This is a genomic window from Anaerostipes hominis (ex Lee et al. 2021) (genome assembly GCF_002270485.1).
GTDB classification, from domain to species: Bacteria; Bacillota; Clostridia; order Lachnospirales; family Lachnospiraceae; genus Anaerostipes; species Anaerostipes hominis.
Map to the genome: position 1 here is coordinate 97,799 of NZ_NQOG01000003.1, position 26,812 is coordinate 124,610.

Below are 26,812 nucleotides of genomic sequence, written 5' to 3' on the forward strand. Positions count from 1 at the left end.
AATTATTCTGTCCTCTATTATAAACCAATATATATTGTGTGTCCAGATGTTAAACATCACAATATGTTGTATTTTTTATCCATATTTTCGATTAATTGTTCGGCCGTTTTGATGCCGTCCATAGCCGCAGACGTGATTCCTCCGGCATATCCTGCGCCTTCCCCGCATGGATAGATCCCGGGAATACTGCCCTGAAATGACTCATCCCTTTCCATCCGGAGAGGAGATGAGGTTCTCGCCTCAATTCCGCTCAGGACTGTATCACCATCAGAAAATCCTTTGATTTTTTTCTCAAAGGCATCCATTCCCTCGATGATTGCCTCTGAAATCTCATCCGGCAGACATTCCCTTATATTTGCGAATGCTGTTTTCCCTTTTGTATTGGGAAGGACTCTTCCGAATTTATCACTCTTTTTATCTTCCTTAAAATCTGAAAACGTCTGAACGGGTATCGCTCCGTTTCCGGCCCGGTAAGCTTTCTCCTCCCACTTTCTCTGGAATTCGATGCCAGCCAGCGGATGTTCCGATCCAAAATCTTCCGGCGTTACACTGGCAATGATCGCGCTGTTTGAATTTCTCGCCATACGGTCGTGATTGCTCATGCCGTTGACTGTCAGCCTTCCTTTTTCTGAAGACGCATTCACTACAAATCCTCCGGGGCACATACAGAAAGAATAGACACTCCTGCCGCCTGAAGCCCTGTAAGTAAGTTTATAGGAAGCCGTGGGCAGTTTTTTGTCCCCCGCCCCTTTTCCATACTGGGATTCGTCAATCTTCTGCCTCAGATGCTCCACCCTTACCCCGATAGCAAAAGATTTCGGCATCATATACAGCTTATTTTCGTACAGCATTTCAAAGGTATCTCTGGCACTGTGTCCTACCGCCAGTACTGCGGTATCGCAGGGAAGTGTCTCTGTTTCATTGATCACAAGCGCAGTCATTCTGCCTTCTTTTATTACTAAATCTGTTACCTTGTTTTCAAACCGAATCGTTCCTCCTGCTTCCTGTATGGCATTTCTCATATTTGCCACAACCTTACAGAGCAGGTCTGTCCCGATATGCGGCTTTCCGTCATATAAGATTTCTTCCGGTGCCCCGTATTTAACAAAGGTCTCCAGCACAAACCGGTTCCGCCCGTATTTGTCCTTCACTGCCGTATTGAGTTTTCCATCAGAAAAGGTTCCGGCCCCTCCTTCTCCGAACTGTACGTTTGACTCAGGGTTGAGATTTCCGCTTTCCCAGAAAGCCTCTACGTCCTTCATTCTCTCTTCCACGGGTTTCCCTCGCTCCAGAAGAATCGGTTTTAACCCGGCTTTTGCCAGAACCAGGGCGGCAAAAAGGCCGGCCGGACCCATGCCGATCACCACAGGGCGGACCGGTATTTCCTTTCTGCACCTGGGTAACCGGTATTCTTTTCTTTCGGCCTTCGTTATCCTGGGATTTTTGTTTCTTTTGAGAAACACGGATTCTCTCTCTATTTCTGCATCGATTGTATATACATAGCTGATCTGGTCTTTTTTTCTGGCATCCAAAGACCGCTTAAAGATCTGATAGCTTTTTAACGGTGCGTGATGTACCGCTTTCTTTATTTTCTGTTCCAGCTGGACCTTCGTATGTTCCGCCGGAAGTTTTATCTGACTGATTCTGATCATTGATTCCCCGCCTCTATCTGATTTCCCGAAATATATCCTGATGTAAAAGCCCACTGAAGATTATATCCGCCACAGGTGCCGTCTACATCCAGCAATTCCCCGGCAAAGTACAGCCCCCGATGGATCTTGGATTCCAGTGTACCCTCGATGACTTCCCTGACAGAGACGCCGCCTGCCGTCACCTGTGCCATATCGAACCCTTTATACCCCGAAACCGGGACCGGAAACTTCTGTATCATGGAGCGGATCTGCCTCAGTTCTTTCTGTGTAAGGTCTGCTGCACTCCTCTCCGGCCGGATCTTTATACGGCTCAGTACCGTAAATGCCAGTTTTTTATTCAGGAAGCCCTGGAGAAATTCTTCCGCTGTCTTGTAATATCCGACTTTTCTGAAATAGTCCATTAATTCCTTCAATGTAATCTGCTCCGGCATGAGGTTTAAGATCACCTCCACCTTTTTCTTCTTCCTCAGAGCATCGATGGCATACCGACTGATTTGAAATACCGGAATTCCGGATATTCCGTATTTGGCAAACTGGACCTCTCCTTTTTGTTCTGCGGTCTTTTGGCCGTTCACATAAACCGAAAGAGCGCAGACACTGCGGACGCCGGCCAGATGTTTAAAGAACTTTTCCCCTGATTCCAGAGCCGCCAGAGCCGGAAAAATATCCGTAACAGTATGTCCCATAGCTTTTGCCAGAGCATATCCGCTGCCGTTGCTCCCCAGTTTTTCCTGGGCCGTTCCCCCGGCTGCCAGGATGATATTCCTGCCCTGATACTTATCTGTGCCGCACGTTACATGAAATGTATCCTTTTTCTTCTGAATCCTTTTGACTTCCGTCCCTGTCTTCATATGTACGCCGAGCTGTCTCATTTCTCCTGTCAGTGTATCAACGACTGTGGAAGCCTGCATGGACGCAGGATAATAATATCCTCCCAAGTTGGTGGTCAGCATCCCCATGGACTGAAAAAAATCCAGGGTCTCTGCCGCCCCGAACACCTCCAGCATAGAATATGGGAATCCCGGTTTTTCTCCCCGGTAACAGTCCTGGTCCAAGTAACTGTTTGTCAGGTTACACCGTCCGTTGCCTGTGGCAAGGATCTTTTTCCCCGGCTTGTCCATCCGTTCCAGCACAAGGACGGAGCATCCTCTGCGCGCCGCTGTGATAGCCGCCGTCATGCCGGATGCCCCGCCTCCTACGATGATTACATCATATTTCATCTATATCCTCCAAAACACTGGTTCCGTCTAATTTTGACTCTACACCAAAATAGTCTAACACAGTGCTCCCGATATCTGCAAATGTTTTTCTTGTTTTTAAATTGACACCTTTTGTCTGCCCATATTGATACATGAGAAACGGCGTATATTCCCTGGAATGATCCGTGGAAGGAGTCGACGGATCACATCCGTGGTCTGCCGTGATCATCAGTACATCCCCCTCCTTCATCAGCCCCAGAAGCTTTGGCAGCTGTTTATCAAAATAGCTGAGAGCTTTGGCATATCCGTCCACATCGTTTCGGTGCCCGTACAGCATGTCAAAGTCTACGAGATTCACGAAGCATAATCCTTCAAACCTCTTCTTCATCCATTCTTTCGTCTGCTCAATGCCATCCTCATTGTTTTTCGTAAACGAAAACTCAGTCAGCCCTTTTCCGGCAAAAATATCATGGATCTTTCCAATACCGATCACATCAAATCCCTTTTCTTTCAGCTGATCCAACATAGTCACTTTTGGCGGTTCTATAGAGAAATCATGCCGGTTGGATGTCCTGGTATAATGGCCGCTCTCCCCTGTAAACGGACGCGCAATGACCCTGCCCACGCCGTGTTTTCCAGTCAGTATCTTTCTTGCAGTCTTACAGTACCTGTATAATTCTTCCGGCGGCACCACATCTTCATGAGCCGCAATCTGGAATACACTGTCCGCCGATGTATAGACAATGAGCGCTCCGGTCTTCACGTGCTCATCTCCGTAATCCCTTATAACCTCCGTACCGGAATACGGCCGATTGCAAAGGATCTTTCTACCTGTTTCCTGTTCAAAAAGCGCAGTGACTTCTTCCGGAAATCCTTCCGGATACACCGGCAGCGGTTTTTCAGATATGATCCCCGCGATCTCCCAATGTCCGATGGTAGTATCTTTTCCCTTCGACTGTTCTGTCATGCGTCCGTAGCTGCCAATCGGCGCAGTTATCTGCCTGTCACCGTCAATCTCTGCGCCGTCAACAGCAAATAACCCCAGTTTCTCCAGATTCGGCAGGTCAAAGTACAGGCTTTTGGACACTGCCAGCAGCGTGTTGCTTGCCTCATCCCCGAAATCTTTCGCATCCGGCGCTTCCCCGATGCCGAAGCTGTCCAGCACGATCAAAAAAACTCTCTTCATTCCGGTCACCTCAATCTATCTTGTTCAGAATTTTATCTTCTCTTTAGATTATAGTGCTAACTGCTGTAAGACTCAAGGAAATGATACACTTCTTCCACGGAATGAAATTTCTTTTTCTCTTTCAGCATCTGGTGGACTTCATCCGGCAGATCATTTTTTGTTAAATCTGTATATTCAAAAATTTCTTTTGTCTGATTGTTCAAGATCACCAGACTGCCGTCGCGCAGGGCGAGCCCGTAGGTTGTCTTTTTCTTTTTAGAAGTCTCTGCCTGCTCTTTTGTCGTCTGTTCTTTGATGATTGTGGACTGCACCTGATGGACCAGCTTGTCCTGGCTGGTATCCTTCTGATAAAACGCCACATAACACATATACCCGCAGAGGGTTGTGATCACGACCATATATATTAATAAAAAACGGTTGATTTTGTTCATACGAAACACTCCTTTTCCATAAGCGTTCCCAAAATCAGCCGTTCTATTCAAAAAAAATCAAATTTAGCAATTTACATGATTCAGCAGCAAAATATCCTGTTCTTTTGCCGTATCACATCGGCAGGAAATTACTTTCTGAATATCCAGATACACAAAACCGTCTTCAAAACCATCGGTATTAATCTTTTGGACTTTGACAAAATTCTTGCTGAAATCCAGGACGGATCCGAGGATGGAATATCTTCTGTCTTCATCCATATAAAAACTCACGAGCAGTCTCTGTTCCTTGGCATATCTCAAAAGTGCCTCCATACAGGACTGATGATCCTTCTTTATAATCCTCCCGTGACTTCTTTTCTTGTGGAGATACAGCGTTCCAATCCGCCTCTCCTTGCTGCCGTCTGTTCTAATATTTGATTCATGCCCTATCCTCCGCTTTTTCTTATATTATAGCAGAAAAGTAAACAGATTATAATTAATTATCAAAATTGTAAAGAAAATACGAATTTATTTCCGGTATCTGGAAATTTTAATCTTTTAGTATCCTATTCTAAAGTAATCTAAATATGATTTATACCGATCCTGTGCCGTTAGACAAGTATCGTTCAAAAAGCCTTTTTCATGATTCCATTCCTTCAGACCGCGGTAATAAAACATCTTTAGGTCATCACTGATAATAAACGGTACAATATTATGTTTTAAACATTCTTTAAAAAGAATCAGCCTGCCCACTCGTCCATTTTCATCTGGAAATGGAACGATAGGGATTAAAAGCTATTTATAAATTCCCCAATAGCCGTATCTTTCGCCACCCTTACGTTCTATTTTTCCCTTTTCTATAAGTAGCGCTAATATTTTTACTTCTATTGAGACATCTTTTGTGACATTAGGGGCTTTGGAATCTGATACTTTAGGATTTTGAAGAACAGTAAATTTCACCATAATATCTTCTCCATGAACAATATACTCCGGAGCGTCCACTCCAAAATTTTTGCAGGCATCCTAAATTTTCAGAATGCCACATCCCCAGCTTTCGATATATCCTGCACGATAAAATACTCTTGTAATATCCGGTGATTTATCTCAAAAAATCTTCCACTAACGCCTGATTGATATCATTTTTTATCAAGTTTCGAGCATGTCTAAAATTCTGAAAAACATCCACTCCAACAAGATATTTATCTTCTAAGTCTTTCTCATTCATTTTTGCCTTTTCTTCTCTTGTCAGCCGCGAATACTCTTCATGAACAATCTTAGACACCATTTTCTTTTTTGCAATAAGGTCCAAAAGTTGAAACTCAATGTACCTATTCACTCTATAATACAGTGGATCTCCTATTTTTTTGCGTATTGTTTCTGGTGAAGGCTCGTTAGATGTACATATAAAAATTACATTCCTCAAATCAACATCATAATTTTTATCCATGTAATGACCTTCATCAAACATCTGATAAAACGCACTCCATATACCTGGATTTGCTTTATCAAACTCATCCAATAAAACCACATTACTTTTTCGTTCTAATAAGTCCTTTGCAAAACTTCCTCTGTTATGATCAGCACCATATAAATAATCAAAAAAACCTTGCGTCTGATACATAGATAATTGTTGCCTAAACAATTCTCCACCAAGAAGCATACTCAAATATTTAGCTGTCTCTGTCTTCCCAACACCCGAAGGCCCATAGAACATAAAAATGATTGGTGCATTCTTATTCTTCTTACGATATAACTCGTACAACGAAGCCAATAATTGTTTTTTCACTTTAGGTTGCCCTATTATCTCCTCATCAAAATGAATATTAATGCTCTCTAACTGTTTCTTTCCTATCGACCTATATTTGTATTGCTTTATCTTTACATTCTCTTTGCTATGGGATCGAATAATTTCATCCTTAATACATTCTGGTGGATTCTGCAAATATACAATCTCCAAAGTATCATCCACTCGATCCAAAATAGTACAGAAATTCTGAATACCTCCCTCCGTGATGCTCGAATATGACATCGAATATCCTACTACATAATCAAAATCTACTTTTCTAAATACATTTTCCGAATCGCAGACCTTAACCAAAGTTTCCAAAGGGTAATATCTTTCTGGAATAATTTTCGAAAACTCATTACGAGGTCCATAATATAATACAAATTTTGCCATCTATTCAACTCCTGCCAATATAATATCATAAATAGGCAACGATTTGTCCTCATTGTTCTCTGCCACAACCTGCTCAAAATCAGTTATAATTTTTCCTTCATCAGAAAACATCTTTGAAAAATCAAACTGATCTTCTTTTCCCTTTCCCACTTCAACACCATAAAAGTTCAAATTCATCTGTAATAAATCAGAAATCCCATAGTTGTTCTTAAATGCTTCATTGTTAAAGCGGAATATTGCCTTTTCCGTTTCCTTTATTGCTAACAGTTCATAATATCCCTTTCCCAAACGCAATGTATCATACATTTTATTCATATTGATTGCAAAATCTCCATCAACACAAATCTTCCCCTCTGTCATTGCTAAATAAGGAGTAATTGTCTGAAAATATGCAATAGAGTTAGGCATAATATATATGCTATATCCATTCATACATTTAATGTCACTGTCCGACTCCCTTACAACCTCTATAAAATCTGAGAGTGTCGTATTTGAAATCGTTGTTTTTATAAAATTTTCTCCTGATGTGTAGGCTCCTATATTAGAGTCTAAGTTTGCACTTCCGCTAACAAACAAAGAATTAAATAGAACTTTTAGCCTTGCACCAGCTCTAATTTCAGTATTGTTTCCGACCTTTTCTTCTTCTGAATCAGAAATCAATAACGTGCCACCATTGAGAATAGTCAAATAGTCTGTGGCAGAATTTTCATCAAAATATACCATTTTTCTCATATACTACCTCATTAAAAATTTCAATCCTAAAATATTCCAAATATATCACACTCTCAAGGCGAAAACACTTTTAAAATACCTTCTCTCATCAAATAAACGATGTCTTCTACTTCCATATGCATTTTTCGACATTATTACTCGAATACTATTTCTTCCTCTGCCTTTGCATATACATCCAACTGATTCTCCATATCCAACTGATTAACCAGCCAGCCACGTGTCATACACATCTTGATAAAGTCATCAATACGATTTACTCCATTCATTTCTTTTAATGTTACAACTACACCAAATTGAAGAGGTCCTTTTTTTCTCCGCAAACGTTCTTTGGTATTTATCTTAAGTCCCCAAAGACCAGATTCATATGCTTTCCTTGGTATTCTTCTTTCTTTAATTTCTTCACTGATATGTTTAATATTATCCCATTTTCGATACATTCTTCTTGCATCTTCTTCATAAAGGGTAATCAGCTTATCTTCCGATTGCTGGTTATTATCTATTGGTTTTATTTTAGCTTTTCTGTTTTCAACAACAACCCTTCCAAAGTGTATATCCATTTCAGTGCTTGTATAATCAACCCCCTGATTACGATCACACTGTGGAAAATATACTAACGTTGCTCTTGCATAAAATGGATGTGCATTATCTACAACTGGTACTGGCAGATTATATGTATATGTCTCATATTCCTCTGATGCACCAGTCAAAATAAAACGTATCTCATCATCTGAAGATTTTATAATATCACTAATATGTTTTGGAACAACACCATAACCAATGCTATGGGAAATATCATCTTTCCTATTCCATCCCGCAGCAGCATCAATCAATAATGCTTTTGCAACTTCTCTACTCAATCCCATAATATGAATTAAATATGCCAGTTTTCTTGAAATCCACGGTGCTGCAAATGAAGTTCCGCTTACATATGCCGCCCCCATATCATCACGACATACAACCATTTTATCCATATAGCTGGAACCACCTCCACCATAATAGCTAATATCAGGCTTATGGAAAAAGGATAATACAGGACCAACTCTAGTATAAGATGCTGATTTTCCTCTAAAGTCTACGGCATTGACAACCAGAGAATTAAGTGAATCTGCTGGCGGTCCAATTCTCATATCTTTTTTTGTTTCACCATATGGAATATTTGTCCCCGCAACAACAAAAATAACATCATATTCACTTTGTATGCGGTCAAGTTCTGCTGCCTCTGGAGAAATAAAATTAGGCTTGATTTCAAGTCTGGAACCCAATGATAAATTCCATACTTTAATATCTCTATTTGAGGCGACAATGTTTCGTATCATTTTCAATACAGTAAACGAACTAAAACCCTTATGTGTTGCAACACCAAAATGTCGTACTCGGAATCTGCCACACCCATCATCAAGTGACGGATTACCTTGCGGACCATCTACAATAATATAACTTACTTCTGTTCCATGCTCATAATCTTCTGAGGTCAAAGGAATATTCGGATCAAGTAAATTTTTATATTCCACCCACTCATGAAAATACACCTTTTCATTAAATTGTGTGTCAATAACTCCTATTACAGGTTCATTGGTCGGATGAGGTATTAGGCTTTCTTCATTACTAGGCTCCTCCTTATCATCTAACACCTCATCTCTCGTAAGCCGGGAAAAATCAGTGACACTCATCGCAATCAGATACGAAGCGTTATTATATAACAGTTTCGCTTCATCTGGATTAAGTCTTAACGTAGTGCCATCAATAATACGTTCATCAACAATATGAATCCCAAACTTTGACAACAATTTCTTTGTTTCAATGCCCGTCTGATAAATTGTGATAATGGACTCCTCTGTTATCTCTTCTGTTGCGCGATCAATATCAAACCTTTCAACGTAAAATCCATCCACCACAGCATTTAAAAATTTGGATTTAGAAAATTCACGAAATCTATCCGCCGGCGTCTCTGCTATCTTTTCTGTCTCCTCGCTAGTAATATCTCCATTAAAGTATTTTTCAATAACAGATATTGTTTCATTCAAAACTACGATTGCTTTTTCAATCGTTTTAAGCGAAACATAATGAGTAAACACATGCTTTTGTATCTCTTTACCATCCTCGTCTGGTTCCCATATAAACTTAACTCCTCTGATAGATTTCGTAGGCGATTTACTATTCTCAGACAACAAAATTTTCAGTCTATTACTCTTTGCAACAATATGCGTATAGTGTACGCTAACCAAAGCACCATTGATATCTGTATTGGTTCCCCAGTATTGCAAAATTCTTTTCAATTGCTCAGATAATTCAATAAGATGTAACGAAGACACACTTCTTCCCTTTGGAAGTCTCGGCGAGCCAGGTTTGGAGCCATTAGGCCTTTGTTCAAACCTTCCTTTTAATTGTAAAATGTTATTCATTCATTACACCTTCTTTCAGTTCTCTTGCAACACTACTTTTTGATTTTCCAACCAGTATTTCTATTTCTCTAACTGTAAATTTCTGACTCTGAAGTTTTTTCAAATCTTCCGGTTTTTCATTGCAAACTGCATAGTAAAGCCTTCTAAAATAATCCATACCATCACGTGGATTGCTAAATGCGATAGACGTTTTAATCAAATTTTTCAATTCTCCCGGATATGGTATCTGTGGCATTAGTTTCATTATTTTACGGAACAAGCGGATATCCCTATTTGCCAGTTTTAATTTATCAAGATATTGATCTAACATCTTCTCTGCAATCGTAAGAAGATCTTCTTGGGTATATCTATCAAAATCAATAACTGAATCAAATCTTCTAATTAACGCTTTGTCAAAATATTTATAAAGATTCGTCGTTGCAACTAAAACAACATTTTCATTCATTCTATCGAATCCCTTCAACATAGCAGAGGTGGCGCGTCCCATTTCCCGTAAATCATTCTGATTCGTTCGATCTAAAGCCAAGGCATCGATTTCATCAAACATGACAATTACCTTATTTGGTTGAACAAAACTATTTATTTCCTTGAATAACATAGATAAATTCTTTTGTGTCTGTCCAAGCTTACTATCAATCACTGCTGAAAAGTCCACCATAAAAATTTCTCTATTCAATATTCGTGCAACTTGCTTAACTGCCTCTGTCTTCCCTGTTCCTGGCGCTCCCTGAAATAAAAACTTATTAATTCCAACATGACGTTCAATTGCATTTACTACGCCCAATAAATCACTGGTAATTACATCTGGAAGTAACAGAACCTCTTCCTTTCCCTCAATTTTTTCAAAAAAGGGAGAAGTATTCTCCGACATCTGTGGTACAAACGTATTCACATTGGACAATAAGGACATAATATACTCCGAAAGCTGATAATCTCCAGAAGCATCAAATCCTTTAGCAATTTCATAAGCTTCATTTCGAAAGCCCGCATCATTCTTTTCTACATAATACTTTATTAAACTTATCACATTTTTTTTCTTCATGATACGCACTCTCCTCCTCATTTTTCTATGCTTTAGCTTATCATGTTGGGACATTTTTGTCAATATTGGGACAAATATCACAAAAACTAAAGGAGCATTTACACACGATCCTGTAAATGCTCCTTTAGTTTTTATCCTATAAATTTATATACAAAGCAGTTTGCCGCTGTTACACCGCTTTCTGCTGGTGTCTCCTTGTTACCTTCCCATCTTGAAATGGATGAATACGCTCAAATCTCACATGAAATTCAATCATTGTTTCTAATGTTATATTTATAGTACTGTTATACCACATCAACAGTTTTTGCATTTCATTATGAACATTTTCTTGAAGAACAGTTTCCATCCCGACCACTTCATTTGGCAGAGTTTTATAATCACCAACTAAAAACCAGTCTTTTCTGGAATCACTGGTCCCCGATTTTAACAAAAAATGGAGCTCTTTGATAAACTTTTCTGTCAAGGCTGCTTTTGACTGTTCGATAATAAAATCAATTCAGCGGAAATGGTTTACGGTTTCGATGATATTATCTACATTTAGGCTCTCATTCTCAATACCAACCGTATTTGTTTCAAAAATATACCTCGTCTGATCATGGGTCAGTCTGCTGCCTTCAATATGATTGGAGTTATATGTCAGATCAATCTGAGTCTTATGATAAATACCCCCGGATTTTTCCGTCTTCTTTTCATACTGTAATATTTCTAAAAGTGTTTTTGGCTAATTGCCTTTTTTATTTTTACGTTCTGGCTTCACTGCATTTTCTGGTATATTCCATGTTTTTCCTGTAAGAAAGGCCCCTTGTACCCGGCCATTAGCACAATAATTCCGCACGCTGCGCTCAGAAATTCCCCATTTGTCTGCCATCTGTGATACAGAATAATAATCCATTTTAAATCCCCCACATCATATAATTATCTATTCATAAATCCAATTCTTGTACCAGTATACCACATTATCGGCAATATTCCATTATGTTTTTTCGATTCCATAGCGTTTATTGCCGATATCAGTCAAAAACATCCATCCAATTTATTTTTGGAGATTCCATTGACAGACGAATCCTATTGTCGGGCTATGATTAGTTTTTATAATAACTGCTTAATTTCCATGTTTTATTTGTTCTTACAAATACAGCTGTGGCAGGATTAGCCGTTTCCGAATCTTCGGGAATAAAAACAAGAAAATAGCACACATCATTAGGAAGATATTTTTTCTCTTTATCATTAATCTGGTCTTCCGGAAATATTCCATATTTATCGTAGCTGTTTTTTTCATAGTTTATAGATTCAAATTTGATCTTGTTTTCCTTCAAATATTTTTTCAATTTTGCTTTCATCTTTTTAATATCCGCCGGACTCTGATTCCATGAAATTTTGCTTTCTGCAACCTGTTCTGTCGATTGTGTCTGTTTCTTTTCAGTAGACTGTATCGTTTTCTTATTGTTACAGGCAGTAAGAAATACTGCTAACAGTAAGCAAGTAATTAAAACTTTTTTCAAGATTTTCTCCTACATTTAAAGAAGCCCTCATTTCATGTATCTTAATTAAAATAAAGATAACGAAAGAAGGCCTATAAATCAATACAATTACAATAATTTTAGTTTCTGAGCTAATCTTAAAATAGCATGTCCCTTCGGCATTTGTTTCAACTCTTCTTCTGAAAAAGTTTGAAATTTAATTACAAATATAAAGTAACTAATCATACCAACAGGCACCGCAACAGCCAAGCAAGCCGCATAACCTATGCTAGATCCAGATATAAACTGTTCAAAAACCCAGGAAATGATAAATATTACAATTCCCATGATCCCAGCACTGAAAACAGGTTTTAATACAGATTTTTTTACATCCTGTCTATACCCTGTAAATTTAGTGAGCGCCCGGGCGTTCAGCATGCTCATGACGACTGAAAAAGCCACCGTTGCCAAAACGATTGCATAAACATTGGCATTTGTGGTCTGAATTAAAAGTACCAAAACTGCAACATTGGCTACAACTGAAATTGCTGAATGTTTTACTGGAACTCTCATCTTCCCAAGACCCTGCAGGATACCGTTTGTCATAGTAGACAGACAGTAAAATACAATAGAAACAGCACCGACTTGCAGCATCCTCGGACTCAATCCCTCAACTGCATATTTGGGTCCGAACAACAGTCCAATCACAGGTTTTGCTAAAACTGCAATTCCAACTGCGCATGGAATAGCAATCAATAATATAAACCGGACGGCTGTATCAATATTTCTTTTGATCGCATCCTGTTCATTGACCGCATAAGACCCTGCAATATCAGGTACAATGGCATTGGATAAAGAAGATGCGATCGCGATGGGAACATTGATCAATACATTATACTGACTTGAAAACAGGCCGTAAAAAGCAGATACTGTTGTCTCCGGCAATCCTTTATTCGTCAGCAGATGTCCAAATAAAGTAGAATCTATACTGACACTGCAGTTATATATAAATGTACTGAAAATTACCGGGGTGATCGTAAAGATCAGAATCTTTACAATTCGTTTGTAGGATTCGGTCTTTTTTGTTTTATCGTGCTTTATCTGTAACTTTACTTTTGGTCGATAACTTAAATAAACAATAAAGCAGAATAAAAGTCCGATCAAAACACCTGCTCCAGTACCTATGGCACTTCCTGCTGCTCCGTGTTCAGCCAATTTAAAGGCTGCTGCTTTTGTAGCATGTCCTACATAAGGCGCAACTAATACATATGCCATGACAACGCTGACCACAGCATTAAGCAGTTGTTCGATGATCTGTGATACGGAGGTAGGCACCATAGTATTGTGCCCTTGGAAATATCCCCGCAGTACACCTAAAATTCCGGAAAAGAATATTGTTGGCGACATAGTCCTTAGTGCAAAGACAGACCCCTCATTCGGAACAAGAAAAGGGGCCCCAACATATGTGAAGATGAACCCTGCACCGCCAACTACTGTCGCGTATATTAAAGCTCCATGAAACACTCTCTGTGCATTTTTATACTGTTTCATTGCAAGCCTTGATGCAATCGCTTTGGATACTGCCAGTGGAATGCTAAACGATGCTATCAGTAAAACCATACTATAGATCGTATATGCAAATCCATAGTATCCCATTCCCTGCTCGCCAATAACAGAAAATAATGGTCTTCTATACAGTAATCCAATAATTCGGCAAAGCATCTGAGCCGCAATCAATATGGTTCCTTGTACTAAAAAACTGCTCTTTTGTTTTTTCCCCATAGTTACCTCTAATCTCTCGTGTAGTGGACCAGCTGCAAGATCTCTTCCTGTTTCTCTTCCATCACCGCACGTTCTTCATCTTCCATGTGGTCATATCCAAACAGATGAAGCATACTGTGGGCGATCAAAAAGGCATATTCTCTCTCCAGGCTGTGTCCGTAAGCCTCGGCCTGTTCCTTTGCCTTGTCCATGGAAATCACAATATCACCCAGCATCAGCTCCCCTGAATCCGGGTGAAACGCTGCCGGATCTTCTTCCAGTCCGTCGAAACATCCAGGCTTTTCGTACTCGACCATCGGAAAGGAAAGAACGTCCGTGGGACGGTCAATGCCCCTTTGTTCCAGATTGATCCGATGGATCTCATTATTTCCCACGAGCATGAGATTCACTTCGCACTCAAAAGGGCATGTTACATAATCCACAGCAGCCTCAATAACTTGTCCGGCAATCATTTCACAGTCTATGCCTGCTGTTCCTTCATACTCATTCTCTAAAAAAACACTCATAACTTTACCTGTCTTTCATTCGTTTCCGGGGAGTTTTCTCTTTTTTCTTTCGGTTTTTGCTTTCTTCATATTTATCATATGCCGTGACGATCTGCTGTACCAGAGGGTGCCGCACGACGTCCTTGTTTGTCAGCTTACATATTCCGATATCCGGAATTTTCCCAAGTACTCTTACTGCTTCTTCCAGGCCTGAAATACTGTCAAACGGGAGATCTTTCTGGGTCAGATCACCGGTAATGATCGCCTTTGATCCAAAACCGATCCTGGTTAAAAACATCTTCATCTGGGCGGGTGTCGTATTCTGTGCCTCATCCAGGACGATGTAGGAATTATCCAGTGTCCTTCCCCTCATATAAGCCAGAGGAGCTACCTCAATCAGACCCTTTTCCATGTTCTTCATAAAGGCATCTGCCCCCATGATCTCATAGAGAGCGTCATAGAGCGGCCTTAAATACGGATCTACCTTGCTCTGCAGATCCCCCGGAAGAAAACCAAGCTTCTCACCGGCTTCTATGGCCGGCCTGGTGAGGATGATGCGGTTCACTTCATCATTCTTAAATGCAGTGATGGCCATGGCCATCGCCAGATAAGTCTTTCCGGTCCCTGCCGGTCCGATTCCAAACGTGATCATCTTCTCTGAGATCTGTTCCAGATATTTTTTCTGTCCCAGTGTCTTGGCTTTCACAGGCTTTCCCTGGACGGTGTGGCAGACCACATCCTTATCCAGTTCCAGCAGATGGCCGCTTTTTTCTTCCATGGACAGGGACAAAGCGTAATTGACATTCTGTTCTGTGATAATGTTGCCTCTCCTGGAGAGTTCCAGCAGTTCCCCGATCACAGACTCCGCTTTTTTCACAGCTTCTTCGCCGCCCACCACTTTCAGCTGTCCGTCTCTTAAAATCAAGTTTACATGAAGAGTCTTTTCGATCTTCTTCATGTAAACATCAAATTGTCCAAATACATTTCCTCCATGCTCAGAAGGAAATTCCAAATCTATTTCTATTGGATTCATAGGTACTCCTCAACATTTTATTTTCTTATATTAATAGTAGTTTACCATTTGCCTCCGATCTTTTCAACATTTTGTCATACGGCAGCAGACAGAATTACTGCGGAGCAGCGGTTGTCGGCGTAATTTTTTCTACCTGTTTTTTCGTCAGAGATTTTATATTTCTGATCTTTCCAACCGGCTCCTCAACATCAATCGTCCCCTTGGCAATGTAGTCATTTCCCTGTCTCTCATATTGAATGTTGGTTTTTATCACTTTAATTCCCTTTTTCTTCTTGTCATTGACATATGCGGAGAGCCGTTTTTTCAGCTTATCCTGAGCCTGTGCTTCCGTCAAAACTCTTCTTTTGGGTTCGTATCCTTCAAACTTCTTTGTTGTGATGCCGATTGGAAAATATAGATCACCGATGTGCAGCAGTTTCTTCTCACCTAAGACGTCATAATCCCCTTTCTGCTCCTTGATCGGAAGCTTGAGCTGCCAGTTTAACAGCTGTATACTTTCCACCCGCGTACTTTTCGATATAAACTTTTTCTCATAAGTGGCAATCGGTATGGTCTCCTTGTAATCTTCTTTGGTTCTCAGAATAATTTGCCCGTCGGCTTTGATCTTGCTTGTCTCGGTGACCTGATAATCGTCACTGTAATAATAGATCATTCCCGAAATGAGCGTATCTCCCCTTTTTACTTTGTCTCCCACCTGGACTAAAGGAGTGCCGCTTTTTACTGACATAGAAGTAATTGTTCCCTTTTTATTGGAAACAATATCACATGGCTTTCTGGGATTTTGTTTCGTTTTCCTGTCCAATGATTCCTTTATGTCAATATGTAATCTGGTGCCGTTGATGGAACAGGAAACCCATGCAATGCCTTCGTGGTCTTCCCGGATATGTTCCTCTAACAGGTTGCAGTCAATCTTTTTCTTATACGTCCCGATTTGATAAAAATTGCTCTTTACATATTTCAGCATATCGCTTTTGGAATACCGTTCATTTCCCGACACTGTGATCTCCCAGATAAACTGGGACATTAAAAACATCAGGACTAAGGCCATGCCGATGCCGAAGAAAAACACCTTTCGTTTCCGGTGCTCCAATAAAAAAAAGGGAAGCCCCTTTCTCCCCAGAATCCGGACTGAAGTCCCGGTTTTTTCTGCAAGTGCCAGAACAGTTTCATAGGCTCTCTTTTGTACGGAACACTGATATCCATTCCCACCCGGCTTCAGATTCCAGAGCACCAGGTTTTGTTTTGCACATAGGTTAAGAAAACGTTCCACGGAAGGACCTGATATCTCTAAAAATATACTTCCGAAAAAATACTGTATTAATCTGACCATCCTGATTCTCCTTTATGCGTATTCCAGCCGTGTGATTTCGCCGGTCACCTTCATAATTTCCATGGAATAATATTGAATGACAAGATTTGTCCCTATGATCCTCAAAACCACGTGGTTTCCCTGGACGGCGATTTGATTTTCTTCGTAAGACAGGATTCCCTTATAATTTTCAATCATCACCTGTTCATTGCCGGTTAAGGTAATAATAAAATCGCCAAAGACCACATCTCTTGGAAGGGATAAACCTTTGGCTAATGCCTCCTTTGGCTTTTTCTTCATATAGACCCTCACTATGCTTTTTGGCGCAGCAGCACACTTAAGCATCCTATCGTTGTTTTAATATATGCAAAAGAAAAGCACCGTATACCTCAAGTATACGATGCCTGCTTCTATTATTTTACTTTTCTTTTACGAGCCGCTTCAGACTTTTTCTTACGACGAACACTTGGTTTTTCGTAATGCTCTCTTTTGCGGATTTCCTGCTGAATACCTGCTTTGGCACAGTTTCTTTTAAATCTGCGAAGAGCGCTGTCTAAAGATTCATTTTCTTTAACGATAACGTTTGACATTCTTAATTCCTGACCTCCCCTCCAGCCTTATATTGTGCATTATGACTGTTTGGGCACTTTCTTGCACTAGATTATTATACCATAATTGGGATATTCGTCAATAGTTAAAATCATGTTTTTCAACGGAAAAAATGAGTTTTTATAGTTGACTTTAGAGAGGATTCCAGATCTCTTTAAGAAGATGCTCGGGCACCTTTGTCTTTACCTCTTCTTCAACTGCGTAAATACAATAATTTTTTAAATCTTCTGCGGCTACCCCTGCACTTCCGGTAAAAGCCCTCGGTGCCATTCCCTGCTGCCGGCCTAAAAAGGACAGCGGTGAGTCGCTTCCAGTATCATTGACGGTGTCTTTTACCTGATATGTATATTTTACATGATAGATGTCTAAGATATCCCGGATTTCATTGAATTTCTTTACGGATCTGCCCTGATAGATCTGCTGCTTTTTCTTTAGCATATAACATTCTCCTAATATCCGAATCGTTAAATTGGTTCCACAAACTTTTCATATATTATATCATTCTTTTAATTTTCAATCAACTATTTATACAATCACAATATCATGAGTATTTTAATAGCTTTTCATTCTATTTTTTTCTAATATATGTTAATATAGTATTAATTATAAATTTATTAATCTTTATAAATACAGATTTATGAAACAACTAGTTCATCTAAAAGAAAGGAAGGTACAAATGAAAAAATTGAAACAAATATGCAGCGTAATGTTATGCATGATTATGGTGACCGTATTTACCATAACTCCAATCCGTGCAGACGATGTAACAACACCTCCAACTACTACTATTTCAGGAACTGCTTCTATCACAGGAACCGTTTCACAATTTTCCGAGACTAAGGATGTAAAAGCATCTCTTTCAAATACAACTCCGGCTATAGGAGTAACTGTGGAAGCTACAATCGCATACAAAGTTGGAACCGTAGAAAAAACAATCAAGTCAGGTCCTATTACCAAAGAAACAAAAACAACAGACCCAGCTACCGAAGTAAATTTTAGCTTTACAAAGGAAGATTTAAATCTATTACCCGCAGGTACTTACGACATTAAAGCTAAATCTACAACTGACAGTGAAAATCCTGTTGCAGAAGCAACGATTGGTTCTATTATTGTTAATAAAGAAACCCCGACAGTAACCATTGACAAGTCCATCTCGCTGACAAAATCAAGAAGCAATTTTGAAACAGCCGATGGGGAGATCAAGGCAAAACTTGACAAAGCATTCTTTTCAAATACAAATCCAGCTTCTCTTGAGTTAACCGCATCCATCAATGACAACAGCAATGTTGCTAAAGTCACAGAGAAAGCCACAGCGACTAAAAACGGTGAGGTATCCTTTACTTTTACTCAGGCCGACTTAAATACACTACTGGAAGGTGATTACACAATTACTGTGACTTCTGCCGGAAATGACTTTAACAATGCAGTAGCCGCTGTCACCCTCGGAACCATCAAAATAACACCGATGGTAAATGCATCTGTTAAGACTCCTCAGACATTCGATTTATCGAAACAAGGCGATATCGTCATAGGTGTTGATAATAACGGTCGAACTTTAAAAGACATCAAAAACGGATCCCAAACCTTGACAAGCGGAAAAGATTATACTGTCGGAGACAAAATTGTAACAATCAACAAGAATTATTTCAGCCAATTTGCCGTAGGAAAACAACATTTAACGTTTGATTTCGATGAGGGCAGTGATCCGATCTGTGAAGTCGATATCATAAAATCCTCAAAAAACACAAACCTGATTTTAAAAGGATATAAAGGCAAATCCATTACGACATTATCAAACAGAACTGCCGGAAGTAAGCTTCCCGGATGGAACAAGAAAAGCTATAAGGCAGCCGGAAGAAAAGGTTATGAGTTTGTCGGATGGACCTACAACGGAAAAACCGTGACAACAGTTCCAGATGACAGATTAAATGTAACACTCACTGCAAAGTTTTCAAAGTTAAGTGTCGGCAGGGCTTCTGCTTTGTCTGTAAAAGGCAAATCCGGCAAAGGAGTTGGATTCACAGCAAAATCAAAGACTTACACAAAAGCAGACGGAACAAGACGTGCATTCCGTTTCCGCTACTCCCGAAGCAGCAGCATGAAAAATGCGGCTTACAAAACAACGGGATTAGGTAAAAATGTATATACAAAAACAGGATTAAAGAAAAATGCACGGTACTACGTTCAGGTAAGATATTACTATTATGATTCAACGAATCAGAAAGTATATGGAGCATACTCAAAAAGTACATCTGTGAAAGCGTACTGAGTTTTTTCTTCGTAATTAGATAGCCCTCTTTTCAAACTGAGAAAAGATAAAATAATTCAGTTTAAAGGTCAGGAGTGAAAAATAGCGTGTGAAGTTCCTTTTGAACTTACACACGCTATTTTTTACTCCCTGATTCTCAATGTGAATTTTTTATTTAAATAAAATTTTATATGCGATCTTTAATTATCCTTATTACCACGAATTAACCACGATTGAATGAGCCTTGATATGACAATAAAACCAACATGGGAGATAACACAAAACAGTGTATCTCTGACAGCTTACGTAAAGCTGTGGCAAGATTATCATCAGATATTTGAATTATATAATTCAAAACTTCGAACGAAGTATAATCACAAGAATATTTGTCCATTGTTAGAAATACAGAAAAGGGAGTAGAACAAAGTGGGCAAGCCCACTTCATCTCCCCAACCCCTCACTCTTTGAGGGGCTTGACAACTTTGCGTGCCAGATGCAATTTGCCGCAGGCAAATAACTTCCTTACGCATCTGTGCACAACCCGCGGAGCGTTTTTTTTCATAGGGAAGGTCGTAGAACTTTCCTATGAAATGAAAAAGCCCGTACAAAACATGTGATTTGTACGAGCCGATTAAAGCAATATTTAGTTGTATATCTTTTCCTGCAAGTCTAATTGTATCTGCTGTCCCTGCGGTATTTCATCATAAGAGACTGATAAACAGCTCCGTTGTCATGAAAAACATAGTCACAAAATTCCTGAAGCTGTTCTTTGGAATAGAGGTCAAACCGAAGTTCAAGCAGTTTCTTCTCTACTGTTTCCTTGATGTAGGGTAAATCTGAAAAATAAGCACACCCCGTTTCAATCTTCATGTCCTCAAAAATATCTCTGTCCATAAAATTCCCCACAGTCTTTATCTGCTCCTGCGTGATTTCCTTACTGTGAATACGCCAGCCAGCAGACCAAGAGATACGAACATTAGTGCAAGCCACGTTGTCATATTCGTGCTGTCGCCGGTCTTGGGGCTGTTAGCCGCTGTCTGCGTATCTGTGCTTTCCGGTTTCTTATCTGTATCCGTTGCAGACGGTTTCTTGTTATCGTCTGTTGTTGGCTTCTGTGTGTCTTTTTCCTTGACAGTCAATGTAACTTCAACATCTTTTACAGTATTGTAATTATCCGTATCTTCTGGTGTATAAGTTACTTTGAATGTATTCGTTCCAGCACTTCCAACAGAAGTTGTTGTAGCGTCCTGCCACGCAAAGCCCTCTGGAAGTGCTACGTCTGCAAGGGTCTGTCCGACAGTTGCCGTCAAGCCAGTTGGTGATTTATAAGTCGGGTCTGCCTTGCTGATTGTAAACTCTTTCCAAGCTGTCTCCGCTCTCTTATAAGTATCGTCTTCTGCAACAGTCGCTTTCACTCGATATGTGCCAGCATTTTTTGGAGCAGTATCAATGTCATTCCAATTATTACCGTCTTTGACCTGATAAGAGAATGTAACATCTCTGTTATCGCCTGTTACGATACAATCATCTTTTGATAATGAAACTGGGGTTTTATCATAAATCCTATCAAGATTAAGTGGGTTTTTGAATGTAATTGAGTTGTCAGCTTTTTCAATCCATTTAGCCTGATAAGTGTGACCGGAATTATCCAACTTGTTTACCGGGGAGTTTATTATGTCAATTTCTTCCCACCCATCAAAAGTGTATCCAGATTTTACAGGAGCTGCATATTCATCAAGAGAAAACACCGTATCCTCTGGAAAAGTCCCCCCATCTGTAATAAGAAATACGTGGCTATATCCGCTATTCGTATTTAGGTTATTATGGGTACCACCAATGTTTGCAACTTGCGCTTTGTCAGAAACATATACAACAGCAGAGTTACTGCCTGTGTAGGTAGCGAAAGAGTTAGAAACAAAGGTTGTCGGGATATTTTCGGTCATGTTAAAAATGACCTTATTTCCAAAGTTGGATAATCCATACTTTCCAATACTGTTTAAAGTTTTAGGTAGTCTAATGTAGCCTGCTAAATTGCAGTTGTTAAAGCCATATTGTTTGATTTCTGTTAGCGTGTCGGGCAAGGAGATGCTTGTATTCGTGCTCCAATTTTTAACATTCTTAAATGTTTGGTCTCCTACGCTAGTAATCCCCTCAGAAATAATTACCCTGCTGACATCGTTTTGGTTCCACGGTTGTTTGCCTACTATCACATCTCCACAAGTAGATATTTCCCCAGATCCGGAAAAAGTCAAGGTGTCACCTTCAACATTGTATTCAGTCAGTCCGATTACCCGAATGGTGTAATCGGCTTGTGGTTTATTTATATAATATTCAGTAAAATCAGTACTTCCTGCACGGCAATCCGCTACCCAGTTACCATCAGCATCAAAAGCAGCGCATGCAAGAACTGCATTCTGAATATTGTCAGCATAAGTAACTGATAAAGAAACTTTTGCGTCTTTGGAAACAGTTATTTGCTGGGCGTTATCTGTATTTGTAAATTTAATCTCATTGATAACATCGCTATATTTGCTAAAACTATCAGAGTCAATTGTTACAGTAACGTTATTGCTAGTATCAGACTGTGGCACAATGCCTGTGCCGGAACCGTCATCCAGACTAGTAGGAGCAATACTACGGTTCAGATTCGTAGGTTCGCTCTCTGTTTCCGGGTTTACATCATCTTTGCCTGTAGTGTCTGTATCTTTGGTGTCGTCCGTTGTTGCACCAGTCGTATCATCTGTTGTATCAGTGTTATCTGTCATATCCGTCGTATAGTCAGCTTCATTTTCCTGCACTATAGTATCATCATTTTCCTGTGCGAAAGCAAGATTAGACTGTACGCCAATGACCATACATAAGACGAGCACGCAGGCGAGTAGGCTTTTCAATTTTTTTTGCTTCATCTTATTTCTCTCCTTTTTGATTTTTCATATTTGTGGAGGTCTTGAACCAGACAGGGCAAATCCTGCATCTCCATGAGCTGTTGTTTCTCTGGTTCGCTCTCCCGATTTCTCATTATAAGAAATCTTCGCTTTGCCGTTATCTCGTTTTCCCCCTCCCCTCAATGTAGATTATGATATTCACATCAGGATAAAAGGATTGAGTGGTCAGAAATACACACGGCACAAAAAGCAGACTTTTTGTGCCGTGTGTGTTATCATTTAGTATAGGATAATTTTGGATAAAAATAGTGGTTTTAAACTTAAATCAGTACAAAAAAACAAAGTTTAGAAGTGGTGTAGAAAGTCTACTTTTTATGCCATTTCTCTATGCCTTTGGTTGCTGGTAACGGGCTATCCACCTCGCAAACGTGGTGTGATGATAGATTTCTTCAAAATCCTCCGGGAAATCATGTTTTGGTCGCCCGAACTGTACGCCTTTTTCCTTTGCGATACGTATTCCCTCCGCCTGCCTTTGTTTTGTGTTTTCTTTTTCAATCTGGGCGACGTAGGAAAATATCTGTAATACCAAATCCGCTATAAATTTTCCCGTAACGCCATTGCTCCAGTATTTCATCATAATCACGTCCCAGACGGTCTATGGACTTGATATAAAGCTCGTCGCCTGCTTTCAGTTTCCTCACCAGCCTTTGATAATTCCTGCGTTCAAAATCCTTTCCCAACTGTCTGTCAATATACATCTGTTTCTTCGTCAGTCCAATTTCCTGCATGGCTTCCACCTGTCTTGCGATATTCTGGTCTTTGCTCGAAACTCGGATATATGCGTATTTCGCCATGTTAAATTCCTCCTTTATCTGTTATCCACAAAGGAAATTATAATCAAGGCAATATTTCAAAATATGAACAAAACAATAAACAAACGACGTACAAATCTATGAAGAAATGTACAAGAAATAAACCATACTATTTTTCCATAATCATCCTTTTTTATTGATATGAAATTATTTACTTTTTTTAGAATAGCACAATTAAAATAGTAGTTTTTTGTCCTGTCATAGATATCATACAAATTCAACTAATTCTATAATTATATTTTAAATACGCTCATAACAGTAAAAACCATGGAATGCAACCCTTTGCTGCACGTCCATGGTTTTTTAACTTAGTTCTATTTACTTCAGCTGTCCGGCCAGTTCTTCCTTCGCCTGCGCGATCGCATCATCGATTCCTTCCGGCTTCTTTCCGCCTGCCTGCGCCATATTCGGACGGCCGCCTCCGCCGCCTCCGACACATCCTGCGATGCCTTTGATCAGATTTCCCGCATGGGCTCCGGCTTTCTGTGCCCCGTCGGTAGCCATAGCCACAAGGAACACTTTTCCGCCCAGAGAAGATGCCAGAACTATGACGCCCTCCCCAAGTTTTTCTTTCAGGGAATCACCCAGCTCGCGCAGGCCGTTCATATCCACATCGGTCACTTTTGCCGCCAGAAGTTTCACTCCGTTTACTTCCTGCACCTGATCCATCACATCCCCGAGAGCATCTTTCGCCAACTTGCTCTTTAGAGACTCGTTTTCGCTGTGAAGTTCTTTCAGCTCTGCCATCAGGGCTTCCAGGCGTACCATCAGTTTAGACGGGGTTGATTTTACAACCTTTGCGGCCTCCATAAGTTCTTCTTCCATCTTCTCATAATACTCAAAGACCGCTTTGTCTGTGATAGCCTCGATCCTTCGGACTCCGGCCGCAACTCCCGTCTCTGAAAGAATCTTGAATGCAGTGATGGTGCCTGTGTTAGAAACATGGGTACCTCCGCAGAGTTCCACAGAGAAATCTCCCATAGAAACGACACGCACTTCATCCCCGTATTTCTCGCCGAACAGAGCCATAGCACCGGTATTCTTGGCCTCGTCCATAGACATCAGCTTCGTCTCCACCGGCAGACTGGCAGCGATCTCCTCATTTACGATATCCTCCACCTTTTTGATCTCTTCCGGTGTCATCGGAGAGAAATGAGTAAAGTCAAACCTCAAATGCTTTGCATTGTTGCTGGAACCGGCCTGTTCTACATGGCTTCCCAGCACGGTGCGCAGCGCCTTCTGCAGAAGATGGGTGGCACTGTGATTCTTCTCTGTCTGACGGCGGTTTCTCTCATTGACATTTAAAAGAACCTTCTCACCGACACTTAAATTTCCTTCATTTACATATCCTACATGTCCGAATTTTCCTCCGGAAAGCTTAATCACATCTTCCACGGCAAAAGAGGAATTTTCGCTCAGGATCACGCCCTGATCCGCTTCCTGTCCTCCGCTTGTGGCATAAAACGGCGTCCTGGAACAGATGATCGTTCCTCTCTGCCCTTCCACTAAAGAGTCCGTCAGCTCTTTATCCGTCGTCATGGCAATGATCTCTGATTCGCAGGTCAGTGAATCATATCCGACAAACTCAGAGGTCATAGCAGGGTCCAGCTGTTCATAGACTGTTGCGTCGGCTCCCATGTAGTTGGTCGTCTCCCGGGCCTCTCTCGCCTGCTTTCTCTGCTGTTCCATGGATTTCTGGAATCCTTCCTCATCTACGGAAATGCCTTTTTCCTCAAGAATCTCCTTTGTCAGATCCAGAGGGAATCCATAAGTATCATAGAGCTTAAAGGCATCCTTTCCTGCAAGCTCCTTCTTTCCTTCTTTGGACATGGCTTCTTCCATGTCCGCAAGAATCTGAAGTCCCTGGTCGATAGTCCTGTTGAACTGTTCTTCCTCTGTTGTAAGAACCTTGTAAATAAATTCTTCTTTTTCCTTCAGTTCCGGATATCCGTCTTTGGACTCTGCGATCACGGTCTTACTGAGTCCGGCCAAAAACAGATCCTTCATGCCAAGCATCCTTCCGTGTCTTGCCGCACGGCGGATCAGACGGCGCAGCACATATCCGCGGCCTTCATTGGACGGCATGACACCGTCGGAAATCATAAAGGATGCAGACCGGATATGGTCTGTAATCACTCGGATAGAAATGTCATTCTTCTCATCAGCGCCATAAGTCACGCCTGCCAGTTCACAGATCCTGTCACGGATCGCTTTGATCGTATCCACATCGAAGATAGAATCCACTTCCTGGACTACGACAGCCAGACGCTCAAGCCCCATTCCGGTATCAATATTTTTATTGTCTAATTCTTCGTAATTGCCGTTTCCGTCATTTTCAAACTGTGTGAAGACATTGTTCCATACTTCCATGTAGCGGTCGCATTCACAGCCCACCGTACAATCAGGGCTTCCGCATCCGTACTTCTCTCCCCGGTCATAATAAATCTCTGAACACGGTCCGCATGGTCCTGCACCGTGCTCCCAGAAGTTGTCCTCTTTTCCGAAACGGAAGATCCTCTCAGGAGCAATGCCGATTTCCTTCTCCCAGATCTCGAATGCCTCGTCGTCATCCAGATAGACAGAAGGATACAGACGTTCCGGATCAAGTCCCACAACCTCAGTCAAAAACTCCCATGACCAGCGGATTGCTTCCTTCTTAAAATAATCCCCGAAAGAAAAGTTTCCGAGCATCTCAAAAAATGTTCCGTGACGCGCTGTCTTTCCGACATTCTCGATATCTCCGGTACGGATACACTTCTGACAGGTCGCAACTCTGGTCTTCGGGGGCACTTCCTGGCCTGTAAAATATGGCTTTAACGGGGCCATACCTGCATTGATCAGCAAAAGACTCTTATCATTCTGAGGCACCAGAGAAAAACTCTTCATCACCAAATGATCTTTGCTCTCAAAAAAATCAAGGAACATTTTCCTTAATTCATTTACTCCATACGATTTCAAATCTCCATCCTCCTAAAAATTAATATGAAACTATTCTGCCCGGACAGATGCCTATGGTGGCAGCTTCCTTTACAGCAAAGAAAAACCTTCTGCTGCATCAGAAGGCTTTCCATTCTATCTTACACATCTTATTCCTGATCCGGTTTCTGCTCATTCTTTGCTTTCTGCTGCGCTTTCTTCTGCATCTTACCGACAGCCATCTTCTTTCCGAAAAAAACGCCTCCTACCGATACGGCAAGCAAAAAAATAAACTTGATCAGATATGTGACAAACTCTGATAAATATGCGTGCATGTCCTGCCTCCTTTATCAAACCACGGTTCTTTGGTTTGCTCATGTGGCAATTATATCAAATCGGACAGCGAATGAC

General features: G+C 40.6%; 23 protein-coding genes and 3 pseudogenes. 1 reads left to right on the top strand and 25 read right to left on the bottom strand.

The genetic code is table 11. The features are described 5' to 3' along the window. Nucleotides 1–56 precede the first annotated feature (56 nt). From CI597_RS04720 to CI597_RS04815, 20 genes and pseudogenes are all read right to left on the bottom strand, one after another. Entirely contained in the window at nt 57–1,652 is a 1,596-nt protein-coding gene (locus tag CI597_RS04720) for an NAD(P)/FAD-dependent oxidoreductase (RefSeq protein ID WP_095142886.1), read from the bottom strand. Continuing rightward, nucleotides 1,649–2,872 carry an NAD(P)/FAD-dependent oxidoreductase gene (locus CI597_RS04725; protein ID WP_024727748.1) on the bottom strand — a complete coding sequence of 408 codons (1,224 nt, stop codon included), beginning with the start codon at nt 2,870–2,872 and terminating at the stop codon, nt 1,649–1,651. Before CI597_RS04725 ends, CI597_RS04720 begins: the two co-directional genes overlap by 4 nt. Continuing rightward, nucleotides 2,862–4,037, bottom strand: a complete 1,176-nt coding sequence (locus tag CI597_RS04730) for a phosphopentomutase (RefSeq protein WP_024727749.1) — start codon at nt 4,035–4,037, stop codon at nt 2,862–2,864. The genes CI597_RS04725 and CI597_RS04730 overlap by 11 nt, the downstream gene beginning before the upstream one ends. A 56-nt stretch (nt 4,038–4,093) precedes the next feature. Beyond that, entirely contained in the window at nt 4,094–4,468 is a 375-nt protein-coding gene (locus CI597_RS04735) for a hypothetical protein (protein ID WP_024727750.1), read from the bottom strand. A gap of 63 nt (nt 4,469–4,531) precedes the next feature. Continuing rightward, nucleotides 4,532–4,768, bottom strand: coding sequence for a hypothetical protein (locus CI597_RS04740; protein ID WP_235824547.1), 237 nt, complete (start codon nt 4,766–4,768; stop codon nt 4,532–4,534). A 237-nt stretch (nt 4,769–5,005) separates the two neighbouring features. Beyond that, a pseudogene (locus tag CI597_RS19340) lies at nt 5,006–5,230 on the bottom strand (cell filamentation protein Fic); the annotation flags it as partial. Between the two features lie 12 nt (nt 5,231–5,242). Further along, nucleotides 5,243–5,410: a hypothetical protein gene (locus CI597_RS17915; RefSeq protein ID WP_155854018.1), complete on the bottom strand. Its 168-nt coding sequence runs from the start codon at nt 5,408–5,410 to the stop codon at nt 5,243–5,245. 136 nt (nt 5,411–5,546) lie between these two features. Continuing rightward, nucleotides 5,547–6,626, bottom strand: a complete 1,080-nt coding sequence (locus CI597_RS04750) for an AAA family ATPase (protein ID WP_024727752.1) — start codon at nt 6,624–6,626, stop codon at nt 5,547–5,549. After that, entirely contained in the window at nt 6,627–7,358 is a 732-nt protein-coding gene (locus CI597_RS04755; RefSeq protein WP_024727753.1) for a DUF6414 family protein, read from the bottom strand. Nucleotides 7,359–7,492: 134 nt separating this feature from the next. Next, nucleotides 7,493–9,760 carry a S8 family peptidase gene (locus CI597_RS04760; RefSeq protein ID WP_024727754.1) on the bottom strand — a complete coding sequence of 756 codons (2,268 nt, stop codon included), beginning with the start codon at nt 9,758–9,760 and terminating at the stop codon, nt 7,493–7,495. Continuing rightward, nucleotides 9,753–10,802 (bottom strand): ATP-binding protein, encoded by a 1,050-nt coding sequence (locus CI597_RS04765; protein WP_024727755.1) that lies wholly within the window; start codon nt 10,800–10,802, stop codon nt 9,753–9,755. Before CI597_RS04765 ends, CI597_RS04760 begins: the two co-directional genes overlap by 8 nt. A 205-nt stretch (nt 10,803–11,007) precedes the next feature. Beyond that, nucleotides 11,008–11,694: pseudogene (locus CI597_RS19345) on the bottom strand (Fic family protein); the annotation flags it as partial. A gap of 190 nt (nt 11,695–11,884) precedes the next feature. Beyond that, entirely contained in the window at nt 11,885–12,304 is a 420-nt protein-coding gene (locus CI597_RS04780) for a hypothetical protein (RefSeq protein ID WP_024727757.1), read from the bottom strand. A gap of 87 nt (nt 12,305–12,391) precedes the next feature. Beyond that, a complete protein-coding gene (locus tag CI597_RS04785; RefSeq protein WP_024727758.1) occupies nt 12,392–14,044 on the bottom strand; it encodes a putative polysaccharide biosynthesis protein in 1,653 nt (550 codons plus the stop codon). Between the two features lie 8 nt (nt 14,045–14,052). After that, nucleotides 14,053–14,550, bottom strand: a complete 498-nt coding sequence (gene ybeY / locus CI597_RS04790) for an rRNA maturation RNase YbeY (protein WP_024727759.1) — start codon at nt 14,548–14,550, stop codon at nt 14,053–14,055. A 4-nt stretch (nt 14,551–14,554) separates the two neighbouring features. Continuing rightward, nucleotides 14,555–15,562 (bottom strand): PhoH family protein, encoded by a 1,008-nt coding sequence (locus CI597_RS04795; RefSeq protein ID WP_006567170.1) that lies wholly within the window; start codon nt 15,560–15,562, stop codon nt 14,555–14,557. Nucleotides 15,563–15,656: 94 nt separating this feature from the next. Continuing rightward, nucleotides 15,657–16,892 (bottom strand): sporulation protein YqfD, encoded by a 1,236-nt coding sequence (locus CI597_RS04800; protein WP_024727760.1) that lies wholly within the window; start codon nt 16,890–16,892, stop codon nt 15,657–15,659. A gap of 12 nt (nt 16,893–16,904) precedes the next feature. After that, nucleotides 16,905–17,171 carry a YabP/YqfC family sporulation protein gene (locus tag CI597_RS04805; protein WP_024727761.1) on the bottom strand — a complete coding sequence of 89 codons (267 nt, stop codon included), beginning with the start codon at nt 17,169–17,171 and terminating at the stop codon, nt 16,905–16,907. 113 nt (nt 17,172–17,284) lie between these two features. Then, nucleotides 17,285–17,461 (bottom strand): 30S ribosomal protein S21, encoded by a 177-nt coding sequence (rpsU, locus tag CI597_RS04810; RefSeq protein WP_006567174.1) that lies wholly within the window; start codon nt 17,459–17,461, stop codon nt 17,285–17,287. Nucleotides 17,462–17,612: 151 nt separating this feature from the next. After that, a complete protein-coding gene (locus CI597_RS04815) occupies nt 17,613–17,918 on the bottom strand; it encodes a hypothetical protein (protein WP_006567175.1) in 306 nt (101 codons plus the stop codon). A gap of 238 nt (nt 17,919–18,156) precedes the next feature. Between CI597_RS04815 and CI597_RS04820 the strand changes: the two genes are divergently transcribed. Further along, complete coding sequence (locus CI597_RS04820) at nt 18,157–19,749, top strand: X2-like carbohydrate binding domain-containing protein (protein ID WP_235824548.1); 1,593 nt, start codon at nt 18,157–18,159, stop codon at nt 19,747–19,749. Nucleotides 19,750–20,397: 648 nt separating this feature from the next. Here CI597_RS04820 and CI597_RS04830 read toward each other — a convergent pair. The 5 genes and pseudogenes from CI597_RS04830 to CI597_RS18100 form a co-directional block, all read right to left on the bottom strand. Then, entirely contained in the window at nt 20,398–20,622 is a 225-nt protein-coding gene (locus CI597_RS04830) for a hypothetical protein (RefSeq protein ID WP_024727763.1), read from the bottom strand. A gap of 17 nt (nt 20,623–20,639) precedes the next feature. Next, nucleotides 20,640–22,634, bottom strand: a complete 1,995-nt coding sequence (locus CI597_RS17710; protein WP_024727764.1) for a leucine-rich repeat domain-containing protein — start codon at nt 22,632–22,634, stop codon at nt 20,640–20,642. Between the two features lie 364 nt (nt 22,635–22,998). Continuing rightward, nucleotides 22,999–23,467 (bottom strand): annotated as a pseudogene (locus CI597_RS19700) (recombinase family protein). 336 nt (nt 23,468–23,803) lie between these two features. Then, nucleotides 23,804–26,443: an alanine--tRNA ligase gene (gene alaS, locus CI597_RS04845; protein ID WP_024727765.1), complete on the bottom strand. Its 2,640-nt coding sequence runs from the start codon at nt 26,441–26,443 to the stop codon at nt 23,804–23,806. 128 nt (nt 26,444–26,571) lie between these two features. Beyond that, a complete protein-coding gene (locus CI597_RS18100; RefSeq protein WP_009289798.1) occupies nt 26,572–26,736 on the bottom strand; it encodes a hypothetical protein in 165 nt (54 codons plus the stop codon). Nucleotides 26,737–26,812 lie beyond the last annotated feature (76 nt).